The sequence below is a fragment of the Brevibacterium sp. Lmc1 genome (assembly GCF_057654315.1).
Map to the genome: position 1 here is coordinate 2,811,452 of NZ_CM172803.1, position 14,480 is coordinate 2,825,931.

At 66.4% G+C, this 14,480-nt stretch carries 11 protein-coding genes and 2 tRNA genes; 5 read left to right on the forward strand and 8 right to left on the reverse strand.

Features of this window, described 5'->3' with window-relative positions:
* Positions 1-86 precede the first annotated feature (86 nt).
* Both galK and galT read right to left on the reverse strand, forming a co-directional pair.
* Complete coding sequence (gene galK, locus AC239G_RS12605) at positions 87-1,394, reverse strand: galactokinase (RefSeq protein ID WP_487488993.1); 1,308 nt, start codon at positions 1,392-1,394, stop codon at positions 87-89.
* Entirely contained in the window at positions 1,391-2,611 is a 1,221-nt protein-coding gene (galT, locus tag AC239G_RS12610; protein WP_139468843.1) for a galactose-1-phosphate uridylyltransferase, read from the reverse strand. The genes galK and galT overlap by 4 nt, the downstream gene beginning before the upstream one ends.
* A 119-nt stretch (positions 2,612-2,730) precedes the next feature.
* On the opposite strand from galT, the gene AC239G_RS12615 reads away from it, so the two are divergent.
* Together AC239G_RS12615 and AC239G_RS12620 are read left to right on the forward strand one after the other, a co-directional pair.
* Positions 2,731-3,732, forward strand: coding sequence for an aldose 1-epimerase family protein (locus AC239G_RS12615; protein WP_139468844.1), 1,002 nt, complete (start codon positions 2,731-2,733; stop codon positions 3,730-3,732).
* A gap of 106 nt (positions 3,733-3,838) precedes the next feature.
* The gene (locus tag AC239G_RS12620; RefSeq protein WP_487488994.1) at positions 3,839-4,585 is read left to right on the forward strand and encodes a DUF4282 domain-containing protein; all 747 of its coding nucleotides are present in this window, start codon (positions 3,839-3,841) and stop codon (positions 4,583-4,585) included.
* Between the two features lie 167 nt (positions 4,586-4,752).
* Here AC239G_RS12620 and AC239G_RS12625 read toward each other — a convergent pair.
* From AC239G_RS12625 to AC239G_RS12645, 5 genes are all read right to left on the reverse strand, one after another.
* Positions 4,753-4,825: transfer RNA gene (locus AC239G_RS12625), tRNA-Glu, on the reverse strand.
* A gap of 37 nt (positions 4,826-4,862) precedes the next feature.
* Positions 4,863-4,934: transfer RNA gene (locus AC239G_RS12630), tRNA-Gln, on the reverse strand.
* Positions 4,935-5,137: 203 nt separating this feature from the next.
* A complete protein-coding gene (locus tag AC239G_RS12635) occupies positions 5,138-6,466 on the reverse strand; it encodes an alpha/beta fold hydrolase (RefSeq protein WP_487488995.1) in 1,329 nt (442 codons plus the stop codon).
* Positions 6,467-6,468: 2 nt separating this feature from the next.
* Positions 6,469-7,935 (reverse strand): glutamate--tRNA ligase, encoded by a 1,467-nt coding sequence (gltX, locus tag AC239G_RS12640; protein ID WP_139468847.1) that lies wholly within the window; start codon positions 7,933-7,935, stop codon positions 6,469-6,471.
* 111 nt (positions 7,936-8,046) lie between these two features.
* Positions 8,047-8,853: a fumarylacetoacetate hydrolase family protein gene (locus tag AC239G_RS12645; protein WP_139468848.1), complete on the reverse strand. Its 807-nt coding sequence runs from the start codon at positions 8,851-8,853 to the stop codon at positions 8,047-8,049.
* A 128-nt stretch (positions 8,854-8,981) separates the two neighbouring features.
* Here AC239G_RS12645 and AC239G_RS12650 point away from each other — a divergent pair, with 128 nt between their 5' ends.
* From AC239G_RS12650 to AC239G_RS12660, 3 genes are all read left to right on the forward strand, one after another.
* Entirely contained in the window at positions 8,982-11,762 is a 2,781-nt protein-coding gene (locus AC239G_RS12650; protein ID WP_487488996.1) for an ATP-dependent RNA helicase, read from the forward strand.
* A 37-nt stretch (positions 11,763-11,799) separates the two neighbouring features.
* The gene (locus tag AC239G_RS12655) at positions 11,800-12,768 is read left to right on the forward strand and encodes a 3-methyladenine DNA glycosylase (protein ID WP_345788947.1); all 969 of its coding nucleotides are present in this window, start codon (positions 11,800-11,802) and stop codon (positions 12,766-12,768) included.
* Between the two features lie 129 nt (positions 12,769-12,897).
* The gene (locus AC239G_RS12660; RefSeq protein ID WP_487488997.1) at positions 12,898-13,953 is read left to right on the forward strand and encodes a zinc-binding dehydrogenase; all 1,056 of its coding nucleotides are present in this window, start codon (positions 12,898-12,900) and stop codon (positions 13,951-13,953) included.
* 73 nt (positions 13,954-14,026) lie between these two features.
* On the opposite strand, the gene AC239G_RS12665 is transcribed toward AC239G_RS12660, so the two are convergent.
* Positions 14,027-14,461 (reverse strand): HIT family protein, encoded by a 435-nt coding sequence (locus AC239G_RS12665; RefSeq protein ID WP_139468851.1) that lies wholly within the window; start codon positions 14,459-14,461, stop codon positions 14,027-14,029.
* Between the last annotated feature and the right edge of the window lie 19 nt (positions 14,462-14,480).

Consider the following 14,480-nt stretch of genomic DNA (forward strand, 5'->3'; position numbering starts at 1 on the left):
GAACCGCGTTGCTTAGAGAGGTCAATGCCTGCCCGGCTCGGCCGCACCGGCGGCTCAGCCGAAACAGGTTCGGCCGAATCAGGGGCTCAGTCGAAACGGGCAGCACCCCGGCCCGCGCTGACGGCGAAGATGTCCGGCTCCCCGTAGCCGTGCTCGGCGAATGCCGCGGTGACGGCGTCGCCGACCTGGTCGACCTGGTCTGCGTGGATGAGGGCGATCGCGGAACCGCCGAAGCCGCCGCCGATCATCCGCGCCCCGAGTGCTCCGGCTCCCATCGCGGCGGCCACCGCCACGTCGAGTTCGACGCACGAGACCTCGTAGTCGTGCTGCAGAGATTCGTGGGAGGCCACCAACAGGTCGCCGATGGCACTGATGCGCGCGTCATGGTCGTCGCCGGTTGCTCGTTCATTGTCCTCGAGCAGTTCGACGGTGGCGCGGACCCGAGCGTTTTCGGCGATGACGTGGCGCACCCGCTTCCGCTGCTCCTCGGTCAGTTCGCTCAGGTCGACGTCATCGGCGAGTTCCCGCAGACTGTCGACTCCGAAGATCGCGGCGGACTCCTCACAGGTCCTCCGTCTGGCGCCGTACCCGCTTTCGCTGTGCGAGTGAGAGACCTTCGAGTCGATGACGAGGAGTCTGAGCCCCTCGGCGTCGAGGTCGAAGGGAATCTGGCGAGCGCTGAGGTCACGGCAGTCGAGGAAGAGCGCATGCCCGGCCTCGGTCATGATCGACGCGGCCTGGTCGACGATGCCCGTCGGCGCACCGACGAAGTCGTTCTCGGCTCGCTGAGTCAGCAGGACTTTCTCCCGGTCGTCGAGGCCGAGGCCATACACCTCGTCGAGGGCGATGAGCACCGCGACTTCGAGTGCGTGCGATGACGACAGTCCGGCACCGACAGGCACGGTGGATTCGATATAGAGGTCGACTCCGCCGACCACCGTGCCGGTGGTCTTCGCGATCTCATCGACGACTCCCGCAGGATGACTCAGCCAACCGGGCAGGGTTCCGGGCACGAGTTCCGCGGCCGCGAACTGGCCGAACATTCTCTGGCCGGTGTCATCGCGATGGTCTGAAACGATGCGAATGCTCTCCCCACGCCGAGGCGGTTCCACAGATCCAGTGTTCCCTGCGTCATCGACCTGCTGCTCTGAGGCGTCCCCGCCTCGCCCGGCAGCGCCGTTGTCGGGTCGCCGACCGATGGCGACGTACACCGCCCGATCGATGGCGATCGGCAGGACGAAGCCGGCGTTGTAGTCGGTGTGTTCGCCGATGAAGTTCACCCTGCCTGGAGCACGGAAGGAACCGATCGGACGGTATCCGAACAGGGACTCGAACTCCTCGGCGAGGTGTCCGGGGGTCGGTGTGGATACGGCCTCGGGGGTCTCTGTGGTCATGAACGATCGTCTCCCGGGTCGAACGCCGAAGCCGTGCTCGCGTTCGCGCTCACGGGTACGGCTGCCCCGGCGAGGGGTTCCAGGGCCACGGCACGCAGTCTGGCTGCGGTCTCCTCGGCGGAGACGTCGCCGACGAAGGCACCCATGGCGGCCTCCGAACCGGCGAGGAACTTCAGCTTGTTCTCCGCACGACGGGGGCTCGTGATCTCGAGGTGGAGCCAGTCGGCGCGGCGGTCGGCACTGTTGACCGGCGCCTGGTGCCAGGCCGCGATATACGGTGTGGGACTCGGGTAGAGGCCGTCGATGCGGCGCAGCACCTCCGGATAGACGCGGGCCAGGTCGTCGCGTTCGGTCTCGTCGAGCTCGTCGACGCTTCCCACCTGGCGGTGCGGAACGAGGTGGACCTCGATCGGCCAGCGGGCCGCGAAGGGCACGAAAGCGGAGAAGTGATCGGTCTCAAGAATCATTCGCTCTCCTGCCTCGCGTTCGAAGGCGAGCACATCGCCGAGCAGCGGCCGACCGGTCCGGCGCAGGTGTTCATGCGCCCGGGCCGAGGTGATCGCGGTGTGCGGGGTGACATAGGGGTAAGCATAGATCTGACCGTGCGGGTGGTTCATCGTCACCCCGATCTCCTCCCCGCGGTTCTCGAACATGAAGACCTGTTCGATGCCCGGCAGCGCAGCGAGTTCGGCGGTCCGATTGGCCCACGCGTCGATGACGGTGCGGGCACGCGCGGTGCCGAGGCCCGCGAAGGAGCCGGTGTGCTCCGAGGAGAAGACGACGACTTCGCAGCGGCCGTATCCCGGTCCCGACAGCACGGAGGTCACGGTTTCGGCGGAGTCGGCGGCCGCCTCGGCGAAGGTGGTGTCCACGCTCTGCGCGGACGGAACATCACCGAGGCCGGGGCCGAGGGAGGGGAAGCGGTTCTCGAAGACGGCGACGTCGAAGTCCACTGCCGGGATCTCTGTGGGACGGTCCGTCGTCGACGGGCACAGCGGGCACTCGGCGGCGGCGGGCAGGTGGGTGCGGGTCTGTCGGTGGGTGGCCACGGCGACCCATTCGCCGGTGAGGACGTCGAAGCGCAGGGTTCCGCTGTCGGGGCGCGAATCGTGTGGCCGGGGGTCGGCGGCGATCGTCGGTGCAGGTGAGTCGGGGTCCTGGAAGAACAGGATCTCGCGACCATCGGACAGGTTCGCCCGGCGATGCGACGCTGGCATCAGACCTCCCAAAAGTTATCATTTTCGATCATAATGCTAACATCTGGCGGCCCGGATGCGTGCGGACGGCGTAGAATATCTGCAACTGTTCTTCCCGCGCTCGAGCACCCTGGAGACCCATGACCGCCACCATCGAACTCGCCTGTGACGAGTCAGCGGCGGTCATCTCCCCCATCGGCGCGAGCCTGGTTCGCTTCAGCGTCGGCGATCGTCCGGTCGTGGTGCCGATGAACGCGTTCGACGGAGCCGTGCTCGCCCCCTGGCCGAACCGGATCGATGGGGGTCGCTACGACTTCGCCGGGGACAGCTACCGGCTGCCGATCACCGAGCCCGAGCGGGGTACTGCCTTGCACGGCCTCGTCGCCGATGTCGAATGGTCCGTAGTCGAGCGCACCGAGTCGACGGTCAGTCTCGCATTCACGCTGGAGCCGACTGCGGGGTATCCGTTCAGGTTCGATCTGCAGGTGGATTTCGAACTCGCCGAGGCGGAGCTGCGCATGCGCGCACGTGCCCTGAACACGGGGTCGGCTCCCGCACCGTTCGGTTTCGGATTTCATCCGTGGCTCTCCCCGGGCACGGCCCCATCGGGTACAACCGACCCCGTTGACGGTGCCCTTGTCGATGAGGCTCAGCTCGTCATTCCCGCTGCGCGCTGGTACGAGACCGATGAGCGGCTTATCCCCACGGCTGTTCGCCCCTTCGATGACGGCACTGCCGTCCCGGCCGATCATGCCTCCGATGATTCGGCATGCATGGTGTGCAAGGACTTCCGGGCGCTGCGCCTCATCGGCGGCACGGTCCTCGATGATGCGTACGGCTCACCTCGGCGCGGTGACGACGGATGGTCGCGGGCACGGCTGAAGGGTGCAGATCTGCGCGAGGTCGTCGTCGGGATGGGGCCGGGGTTCCGCACCTGGCAGGCGTGTACGGGCGACGGCCTCGATGAGGATCTGGCACGTCGGGCGATTGCGATCGAGCCGATGACCTGTCCCCCGAATGCATTCGCAGCGGGCGAAGCCGGCGAGGACTTCGACGTCGTCGCCCCGGGTGACGAGCTTGTCGTCGAGTGGAGCATCGCTCTGACCGGGGCAGACGACACTTCGTGCTTCCTTCCGAAATGACAGTCGCCCTGCCGCGAGTCGGCGCATCCTGATAGGTTGCGACTACAGGCAGATATCAGGCGAGCGTGCCCTGTCCTGGGTGCGTTCCATTCTCGAAGGGGACACCATGTCGACACCGCAGAACCCGAACGACCCGAACAGCAGCTCGGCTGAGCAGAATCTCGACGGCCAGAACCCCGGTGCGAGCGACCAGCCGGAGAGTGCCCAGTCCGCCTCGGACCAGTCGGCGCAGAATCCTCAGGACACTCAGTTCCAGCCCAACCAGGATGCACCGGCATCGCAGCCTGGCCAGGATGCGCAGTTCCAGCCCGAGCAGCCCACCTATCAGCAGGGCACCTATGATCCCAATGCCTATCAGGCACAGGGGCAGCCGTACCAGCAGGGCGGGTATTCGCAGCCCGGCGCCTATCAGCAGGATCCTTATCAGCAGCACGCATACTCGCAAGGAGCGGCCCAGCAGCAGGCTTATGGTCAGCCTGCGTATGGTCAGGCTCCGCAGTCGGCGCCTCAGCAGGCTGGGTTCTTCAAGTCGCTGTTCGATATCCGCTTCGACAACTTCATCGCGGTGAAGTGGGCGGGCTTCATCTACATCATCGCGATCGTGGTCGCGGTCCTGTCCTATCTCGGGACTATCGTCGCCGGCATCACCACGGGAATCGCCGCAGGTTCGGCGTCGAGCTACCTCAGCGGCGGACCGAGCTTCAGCGTGCTTCCACTGATCCTGTCGATCATCTTCGGCTGGATCATCCCGGCCCTGTGGGTCATCGGCGTGCGTCTCGTGCTCGAGCTCATCGTCTCCAATATCAAGACTGCCGAACATACGAAGCGCATCGCCGATTCAGTCGGCCACTGACTCACTGCGCCCGCCCTATATTTCTGGTGCAGGAGCGGCTTCAATGTGCAGAAGTGGTGATCTCAATCAGTGCATATGAATCTTGAACCCGCAGATGCTGACACGGTGCAGGAACGCCCGTGAATTAGAGTGAGCCCCGCACCGAAATTCGATGCGGGGCTCAACCGTACCCCCGAGCAGATTCGAACTGCCGTTACCGCCTTGAGAGGGCGGCGTCCTAGGCCACTAGACGACGGGGGCTAGAACAACACTCCTGGACTGATCCAGACTGTGTCCGCTGGGCTACCAGGACTTGAACCTAGACTAAATGAACCAGAATCACTCGTGCTGCCAATTACACCATAGCCCAATGTTCTTCAAGGTCATCCCCGAGGAGATTTCCCTGAGCAACGAGATATAACTCTACACAAGCACCCCGCCTCCCGACAAATCCGAGAGGCTCCTTTTCAGTGTGACCTTCTTAACAGAACAGGCTCACCGCACCCGGCCCGTCGACAGGCCCAGAAGTCCCGCGCGCGCAGGCTCGCTCTGCCGGCCCCGACGGCCCCGGCCTCACCCGCGAGCGAGGCCGATGAGCCGGTCGAGGACCCGGTAGCCGTCGGCGCGCAGACCGTTGTGTTCGTACTCGTTCGTCACCCACGGCTGCACCCCGGAGAGATGCTCGGCCGTGGCCAGCGAATACTCCACCGGCACGTACGCGTCCTCGAAGTACACTGCCGCCGCACCACGCACCGAGGCGGCCTGCAGAGCGTCGACATCGTAGAGACCGGGCCACTGACGCGCGGCGACGAGCTCGGCCACCTCGGCGAAGGGCGTAAGCTCCGGATCCTCATGCAGCGACTCCGGCCCGGCATGCTCGCCGGCCAGCAGCGTCGGATCCTTGACCACGGCATCGGGCATCGCCCGCCTGGCCGCCCAATTCGTCACCGTGCCGTCGGCCCAACAGGATTCGTGGATGACGGCATAGAGCGGGTTGCGCCCCGAGAACGGCAGAGACGCGGCAAGGTCATGCCGGAAAGCTCCCGAAGAGAAGTCGAGGTCGAGCAGATAATGCAGCTTCTCCGGACCATCCGAGGCGCCGAGGAAGTGCCCAAGCAGACGGATCCGCTCCGGCGTCGCCCGCGCTCCCCCAGGCAGGGCGAGACCGTCACCGACAGACGCAAGGTCGACGAGGCGCCGCAGCTTCTCACGGTCGCCGGGGAACGCTGCGTAATACTGCTCGGACTTGCGGATCATGCCCTCCCACGTGCGTCCGTAGACGGTCGCCGGGTCGAGGCCGATCGCCGGCAGACCGCCGGTGAAGTACACCTCGTGAAGGGCACTCGAATGCGCGGAGATGTAGCGCAGAGTCGTGAAGCCGCCGAAGGACTGCCCCAGCAGGGACCAGGTTTCCGCGCCGAGGTGGCGGCGCAGGATCTCCGCGTCCTCGACGATCGAATCGGCACGGAAGAAGGACAGCGCCTCGGCGATCGCGGCCGGGTCGTCCCCTACCGTCTCCAGTCCGGTGATGGCCCCATCGACAGAGCCGATCGGATTCGATCTTCCGGTTCCACGCTGGTCGAGCATGACGACCTGGAATTCCTCGAGGGCACGCTTCACCCAGCCGCCGGGACCGCCGACGACGCCCGGGCGCGGGGCTTCCACGCCGGGCCCGCCCTGCAGGTACACGAGGTAGGGCTTCTGACTGTCCGCCTCGGTGGCGATGATCCGGGCGAACACGTCGATCGTATCCGGCAGATCCACCTTCCCCGAGGCGGCAGTCGCGGCGTTCTCCCCCGCCGAGGCGGCCTCCCCCGACCGTCCGAAATGGTCGAAGGGCACGGTGACCGTCACGTCACGGAAGTGCAGTCCCCCACGGGTCCAGTTCTTCTGCTCGACCATGGTCACAGCTGCGCCGCGAGTGCCTTGAGGCGCTTCAGCGAGGAGTCCTTGCCGAGGATCTCCATCGACTCGAACAGCGGTGGTGAGACCTTGCGGCCGGACACGGCCACACGCAGGGGTCCGTAGGCCAGGCGCGGTTTGATCTCCATCTCGTCGACGAGTTTCGCCGACAGCACCTCTTCGAGCTTCGCCGTGGTCCAGTCGTCGAGCCCTTCGAGGACCTCGATGGAGGCGGCGAGCACCTCGGGGGCGGAGTCCTTGAGCGTCTTCAGTCCGTCTTCGGCCATGACGAGGTCGTCATCGGAGGTGAAGAGGAACGCGAGCAGGTCGGGAGCCTCTCCGAGCAGCTTCATGCGGGTCTGCACGAGCGGAGCCGCCTCGTTGAGGATCGCCAGCTGAGCATCTGTCGGGGACTCTGGGAGCACCTCGGCGGCCTGGAGATACGGCACCAGACGGTCACGGAAGTCATCCGGCTCGAGGAGGCGGATGTGGTCGGCGTTGATGGCGGTGGCCTTCTTCACGTCGAAGCGGGCCGGGTTGGGCAGGACGTCGTGGATGTCGAAGGCCTCGGTGAATTCCTTGACGCTGAACACGTCGCGGTCGGGTCCGATGGACCAGCCGAGCAAGGCGAGGTAGTTGATGAGTCCCTCGGGGATGAATCCGTTCTCGCGATGGAGGAACAGATTCGATTCGGGGTCGCGCTTCGACAGCTTCTTGTTGCCTTCGCCCATGACGTAGGGCAGGTGGCCGAACTCGGGAGTCGCCTCGGCGATGCCGATGGCCTTGAGGTGTTCGTAGAGAGCGATCTGACGCGGGGTCGAGGACAGGATGTCCTCGCCGCGGAGCACATGGGTGATGCCCATGAGCGCGTCGTCGACGGGGTTGACCAGGGTGTACAGCGGCTGGCCGTTGGCACGAACGACGACGAAGTCGGGAACGGTGCCGGCCTTGAAGGTGATGTCGCCGCGCACGAGGTCGGTGAAGGTGATGTCCTCATCGGGCATGCGCACGCGCCACACGGGTTCGCGACCCTCGGCGCGGAAGGCAGCCTTCTGCTCGTCGGTGAGGTCGCGGTCGTACCCGTCGTAGCCGAGCTTCGGGTCACGGCCTGCGGCCTTGTGCCGGGCTTCGACTTCCTCGTTGGTCGAGTAGGACTCGTAGATGTGGCCGCCGGCCTTGAGCTTCTCGATGACGTCGGCGTAGATCTCGCCACGCTGGGACTGGCGGTAGGGTCCGTTGTCTCCGCCGACCTCGATGCCTTCGTCCCAGTCCAGGCCCAGCCATTTCAGCGCCTCGACGACCTGACCGAAGCTCTCCTCGGAGTCACGTGCCGCGTCGGTGTCCTCGATGCGGAAGACGAACTTGCCGCCGGTGTGCTTGGCATAGGCCCAGTTGAACAGGGCTGTGCGGACCATACCGACGTGCGGGGTGCCGGTGGGTGATGGGCAGAAACGAACTTTGACGCTCACGATTGTCCTTTGCGTGATCTTCTCGGGTGTGAGTCTGTGGTGTGCGCGGTGGCGCTGGTGGTTCGGCGGCTCTGGTGTTCCGTGGATGCGATCGCCGAGGCGGCGGTGGGTTCAGGCGTCCATGACCGGGTTCGACAGGACGCCGAGTCCTTCGATGGCGATGTCGACGCGGTTGCCGGACACGATCTGGCCGACCCCCTCCGGGGTTCCGGTGAGGATGACATCGCCGGGCAGCAGGGTGATCGTCTCCGACAGGTGTTCGATGATGGTCGGGATATCGAAGATGAAGTCGGCGGTGGTGCCGTCCTGCTTGAGATCCCCGTCGACCCAGGAGCGGATGCCGAGGTCGTCGACGTCGAGTTCGGTTTCGATCCAGGGACCCAGCGGGGCCGAGGTGTCGAAGCCCTTCGCCCGCGTCCACTGCTTGTCCGACTTCTGGAGGTCGCGCAGGGTGACATCGTTGCTCGCGGTATAGCCGAGAACATGGTCGAAGGCGTTCTCCGCCTTCACACCCTTGGCCACACGGCCGATGACGACGGCGAGTTCGGCCTCATAGGAGACGTATTCGCTGATCGCGGGCAGGCGGATGGGGTCGCCGGGGCCGATGACCGCGGTGTTCGGTTTGAAGAAGGTCACCGGAGTCACGGGAACCTCGTTGCCGAGTTCTGCTGCGTGTGCGGCGAAGTTGCGGCCCACGCCGATCACCTTGGAACGCGGCAGGATGGGGCTGACCAGACGCACATCGTCGATCTTCAGCCTCTCCCCCGTCGATTGGGCCGGAGAGAAGAAGGGGTCCGAGTCGAGAACGGCGAGTTCGAGTCCCGACGTGTCCCAGCTTCCGTCGGTGATCGGCGGCACTTCACCCTCGACGACTCCGTATTTGGGTTCGTCCTGATGTACAAATCTGGCGATACGCATGTGTCACAGTCTAGTCAGTGCCTGGTGCCTTCCGCGCGTCGGTGCTCATCGATCCGCGATCGGGTCTCCACAGATCCCCCGCTGTGTCCCGTGTGCGGGCGGGGCCGCCCTGCTGAGAGACTGGTGGCATGCCCGATCCGCACCTCCCGCACACCTTCGATCTCGCCCGTATCGGGGCCGGCCTGCCCGCCGCCGCGCTCATCGATGAGCTGGGCCTCGGCGAGGCGGCCCCCGCCCCGAGATTGGTCGTGGAGGCTCCTCCCGGAACCGGTAAGACCACCGTGGTGCCGCCGATGATCGCTGAGCACGTGGCCGGTCCGGGCCGCATCATCGTCACCCAGCCCCGGCGGATGGCGGCCCGCGCCGCGGCCAGGCGGCTCGCGTCGTTGACGGGGACCCGCCTCGGCGAGGTGGTGGGGTTCACCGTCCGCGGTGAATCGCGGACTTCGCGGGCGACACGGATCGAGTTCGTCACCACGGGTGTGCTTCTGTCCCGGCTGCTGCGCGATCCGGAGCTGACCGGTATCGACGGGGTCATTCTCGACGAGGTGCATGAGCGGCAGCTGGATACGGATCTCGCGTTCGCGATGTGCCGGGAATTGGCTGATCTGCGCGAGGACCTGTCCGTGGTCGTCATGTCGGCGACCTTGGATGCGCAGCTGTGGGCCGCGCGTCTCGGTGACGGACCGCAGTCGCCGGCGACGCTGCTGCCGGTGTCCGCCGATCCTCATCCCTTGGAGATACGGTGGGCACCGGCGAAGGATCGGCCCCTTGATGCGCGGGGTGTGACCTGGGATTTCCTTGATCATCTGGCGGCGACGACGGTGCGTGCGCTGACTGAGACCGGTGAGGGCGACGTCCTCGTCTTCGCTCCCGGTGCACGCGAAGTCGACGAGGTGGCCTCTCGCGTGCAGCGCCGTGTGGAATCAGGTGGCGGTTCGGGTGATGGCGGACCGATCGGCTCTGGTGGTTCGGGTACCGGTGACACGATCGAGGTGCACACTCTCACGGGGCGGACCCCCGCGAAAGAGCAGGACGCGATTCTGCGCCCACGCACCGACGAGGGACGGAACCGTCGCGTCATCGTTTCGACCTCGGTGGCAGAGTCGGCGCTGACGATCGATGGGGTCCGCATCGTCGTCGACTCCGGGCTCTCCCGAGGACCACGGCTGGATACGCGGCGTCGCATGTCCGGGCTGGTCACGATGCGGGAGTCGAAGGCTTCGGGAACACAGCGCTCCGGTCGTGCCGCCCGGCAGGGACCGGGTGTTGCGTATCGGTGCATGTCAGAGGCGGATTGGGCAAGCCTGCCCGAGCACACTCCTCCCGAAATTGCGACCTCCGATCTCACCTCCGCAGTGCTCGCACTCGCTGTGTGGGGCGGCGACGAGACCCTCTTGCCAGATCCGCTGCCGGCCGGACCGAAACGGCAGGCGGTCGACAACCTGGTCGCTTTGGGAGCCGTGGAGATCTCGGCAGCGGCAATGGACGGTGCAGGAGGCGAGCGCTCCGCCGGTGAGCGCCCCACCGGTGAGCTCCCCGACACTGCCGAGTTCCCGATATCAGCACTGAACGTCACCCAGACGGGGCGGGCCATCGCGGCGGTTCCCGCCTCGGTGTGGTCGGCACGTGGCCTCCTCGACGGGGCTGCCCTGCTCTCACCCGCGCGTGCGGCAGAAGCAGTCGCCGTCATCGAATCCGATCAGAGGGCTCCAGGCGCCGATCTCTCCGCGCTGCTGCGGCAGCTGCGACGCAGCAAGGACGCTCGATTCACTCAGGACCGCAAACGGTTCGCGTCGATCGCACGCGAGTTCGCCTCCGATGGCGGCGAGGGTGGCGATGGCGGCGACACGGGAGACGACACCGGGAACGGTGGAATCGGCGACCGCGCTGAAGTCACCGGCGGCTCCGGCACAGCGTTGACTCCCCAGGACCTCGGACTCGTCACGGCGCTGTCCTATCCCCTGCAGATCGCGCGGCTGCGCAGCGCCTCCGATTCCGAATACCTACTGGCTTCCGGCACGGCGGCGAGCCTGCCCCGAGACTCCTCGCTGCAGGGCAGCCCATGGTTGGCTATCGCCGAGGTGGGCCTGGCCGGATCGCGTGCGATCATCCGATCTGCTGTTCCCATCGACGTCGACACCGCGGAACTCGCCGGCGCCGGGCTGCTGCACACGGAGGAGACGGCGACGTTCGAGTCCGGGAAGGTCCGTGCGGTACGGCGCAGCCGCCTCGGCGGAATCGAACTGACCTCCACCCCGATCCAGGCCGGTCGCGAACTCGCCCGTCGTGCCATCGCCGAATCGGTGCGCGAGCGAGGAGCCCGCGAGGTTCTGCGTCCCTCCGAGGCTTTCGAATCGCTGCGCGCCCGGCTGGGACTGCTCCGCGCGATCTACGGGGACCCATGGCCGGAGGTCACGTGGGAGCACCTCTCTGAGACGCTCGACCAGTGGTGTCCTGATGCGCTCGACCGGATCGCGAAGGGCTCCGATCATGCCCGCGTGGACCTCGTCTCCGCGCTGCGCGGTCTGCTGCCGTGGCCCGAGGCGGCTCGGCTCGATGAGCTGGCCCCGACCCATATCGAGGTGCCCAGCGGATCACACGTCCGCCTCGAGTATCCGGATCCCGAGCGCGCCGAGCTCCCGAGCCCGATCCTCGCGGTCAAACTCCAGGAGTGCTTCGGCTGGACCGATGTGCCTCGCATCTGCGACGGCCGGGTGCCTGTCAGCATGCATCTGCTCTCCCCCGCCAGGCGGCCCCTGGCGGTGACCAGTGATCTCGCGTCGTTTTGGGCGAATGCGTATGCCCATGTCAGGGCCGAGAACCGGGGCCGCTACCCGAAGCATCCGTGGCCGGAGGATCCACTCACCGCACCGGCGGCGAAGGGCACGAAGCGCTCGAGTCGCTGAGCTGGAGCCCGACTCGACCGTCTGGGACAATGGTGCGGTGACTTCCGCACTCTCGACCACGACTCCCGCCCCATCCAGGGCGGCGACCGAGCGTGCCGACGCATCGTCGGGCCGCCTCGGTGACGGTGTCGTTCCTGCCGAGATCTGGCGCGAGCTGCGTGACGAGCACGAACATCGGATCGCCGAGCGCACCGATGCGCATATCGACCGGCGGATGCGACAGGAGACCCACCCGGTCGAAGACTTCCTCTTCACCTACTACCCGTTCAAGGTCGGGCAGCTGAAGAAATGGCATCCCGGGCCGGGTGTGCGTGTCGCGCTTGAGACGGCCGAAGATCGTCGGTATTTCGACCGTCGGTGGTATCGCATCGACGATGCGCAGAATTTCGCCGAGGTGGACCTCGAGTCCTGGCGCACCGACCGTGGGGACGGAGCGAAGTTCATCGCCTCGCTGCTGTCGTCGACATTGGGTCGGGAAGCGAACTTCGGGTGCTTCGGCATCCACGAATGGGCGATGGTCTACCGTCTCACCGACGAGCAGCGCCGGCATCAGCAGGTGCCGCTGCGGCTGAGCCCCGCCGAGACCGATGCCGTGGTCGAAGGCCACCGCATCCAGTGTTCGCATCATGATGCGTTCCGTTTCTTCACCGCACCGGCCCGGCCGCTCAACACCTTGCAGCCGAGCCGCGAGGGCATGGTCGCCAACGAGCAGCCCGGGTGTCTGCACGCGGGGATGGATCTGTACAAATGGGCGATGAAGATCTCGCCGATCGCTGATTCGGATCTCGTCGTCGACTGCTTCGACCTCGCGCTCGACATCCGCACCCTGGACATGGAGGCCTCCCCCTATGACCTGCGTGGTTGGGGCTACGGGGTCGTCGCCATCGAGACCGCTGCGGGCAAGGCCGAGTACATGGAGCGGCAGAAGGATTTCTCCGGCAGGGCGCAGTCGCTGCGGTCGCGCCTGCTCGATGCCTTGGCAGTCGCGGGAGTCCATCCGCGCTGAGTCGCCTGGTGGCTGCGCTGGTTAGCCGCTGCGGCTGCGCCGGGCCCGCTGTGCTGACCGGTCGCTGCGGCCGCGCCATTTCGTGGACGTCTTCGCGGTCGCGGCACCGGCGAGCCTACGATCGGCGGTATGCGCGCCGTCCTCTTCGACCAGTTCTCCGTCCGTCCCGAACTCACGGACATTCCCGCCCCGACCGCACCTGGTGCGGGCGTCGTCATCGACGTCGAAGCCACCGGGGTGTGCCGCAGCGACCATCACGCGTGGGCCGGCCACGATTCGACGATCACTCTGCCCCACGTGCCCGGGCATGAGCTGGTCGGTCGGGTCGCCTCGGCGGGTGTGGGCGTACAGGACTTCCACGTCGGCCAACGGGTGACTGTTCCTTTTGTGTGCGGTTGCGGCAGCTGCCGGTGGTGCGTTTCCGGCAATGCGCAGGTGTGCCCCGATCAGACCCAACCGGGATTCACGCATTTCGGGTCGTGGGCGGATCAGGTCGTCATCCACAATGCCGATGCCAACCTCGTGGCCGTGCCCGAGGACCTGCCGGCCGCGGCCGTCGTCGGGCTCGGATGTCGATTCGCCACGGCCTTCCATGGTCTGCGAGTGCGGGCTCACCTTGCCGCGGACGAGACTGTCGCCGTCTTCGGCTGCGGCGGGGTGGGACTGTCGACAATCATGATCGCCGGGGCCCTCGGTGCGAAGGTGATCGCCATCGACGTCAGCGATGCGGCCTTGGAATCCGCCCGTGAGTTCGGTGCCGCACGATGCGTCAATGCTCGGGATCTCAGCCCTGAGGAGCTGAGCGCCGAGGTGGTCGCGCAGTTCGCGTCGACCGATCCCGACGGGGTGGCTGTGACCGTTGATGCCCTGGGCAGGGAGGACACGATCCGGGCGGCGATCGGTGCTCTGGCACCTTTGGGTCGGCATGTGCAGATCGGGCTGCTGCCCGCGGAGCCGGTCGTCGATCTGCCGCGCGTGATCGCTCTCGAGCTCAGCGTGCTCGGCTCGCACGGAATGGCTGCGGCCGAGTACCCAGAGCTCGTGGACCTTGTCGTTCAGGGACGATTGCGTCCGCAGGAGCTGGTCACTACTGTCATCGGACTCGACGAGGCGCCCGCGGCGATGGAGGCGATGGGGTCACCCTCTGCCTCGGCGGGGATGACGATCATCGACCTGGCCAGGTGAGACGGCCGGCGGTCCGGGCACTGTGAGTCGCCTCGGCGAGGTCGAGCGCAACGGCGGCGATCACGGCAATGCCTCATTCGTCGCCGAGTGACTCCCGCATGCTCGCGGCCAGGAATCCGATGAGTTCCTGATTCCCGCGGATTCCGGGTTCGAACGGCAGCCGCAAGCGGTCTTTGTCCCTGTCCCGGTAGCGCGGAATGACGTGCATATGGAAGTGGAAGACCGTCTGCCACGCCTCGGCACCGCAGCAGTTGAGGAGATTGACGCCATCGGCTCCCCATGCATCGAAAGCGTGCTTGGCGATGCGCTGGGATTCGAGCGCCACCGCAGACAGATCTTCGGCCGGGATATCCCGCAGGTCCGTGCTGTGACGTTTCGGCACGACGAGCAGATGCCCGTCCGACCCGGGCTGGATGTCCATGAACGCTAAGGTCGACTCGGTCTCGGCGATCGGCGCACTCGGTGCGTCACCTGCGACGATCTGGCAGAAGATGCAGTCGCTGCTCATGAGTTCCGATTCCTCCCCT

Coding starts and splice junctions, on each gene's coding strand:
- AC239G_RS12645 (WP_139468848.1), bottom strand. CDS start 8,853: ATGCGTATCGCCAGATTTGTACATCAGGACGAACCCAAATACGGAGTC.
- galT (WP_139468843.1), bottom strand. CDS start 2,611: ATGCCAGCGTCGCATCGCCGGGCGAACCTGTCCGATGGTCGCGAGATC.
- galK (WP_487488993.1), bottom strand. CDS start 1,394: ATGACCACAGAGACCCCCGAGGCCGTATCCACACCGACCCCCGGACAC.
- AC239G_RS12650 (WP_487488996.1), top strand. CDS start 8,982: ATGCCCGATCCGCACCTCCCGCACACCTTCGATCTCGCCCGTATCGGG.
- AC239G_RS12665 (WP_139468851.1), bottom strand. CDS start 14,461: ATGAGCAGCGACTGCATCTTCTGCCAGATCGTCGCAGGTGACGCACCG.
- AC239G_RS12615 (WP_139468844.1), top strand. CDS start 2,731: ATGACCGCCACCATCGAACTCGCCTGTGACGAGTCAGCGGCGGTCATC.
- AC239G_RS12660 (WP_487488997.1), top strand. CDS start 12,898: ATGCGCGCCGTCCTCTTCGACCAGTTCTCCGTCCGTCCCGAACTCACG.
- AC239G_RS12620 (WP_487488994.1), top strand. CDS start 3,839: ATGTCGACACCGCAGAACCCGAACGACCCGAACAGCAGCTCGGCTGAG.
- AC239G_RS12635 (WP_487488995.1), bottom strand. CDS start 6,466: ATGGTCGAGCAGAAGAACTGGACCCGTGGGGGACTGCACTTCCGTGAC.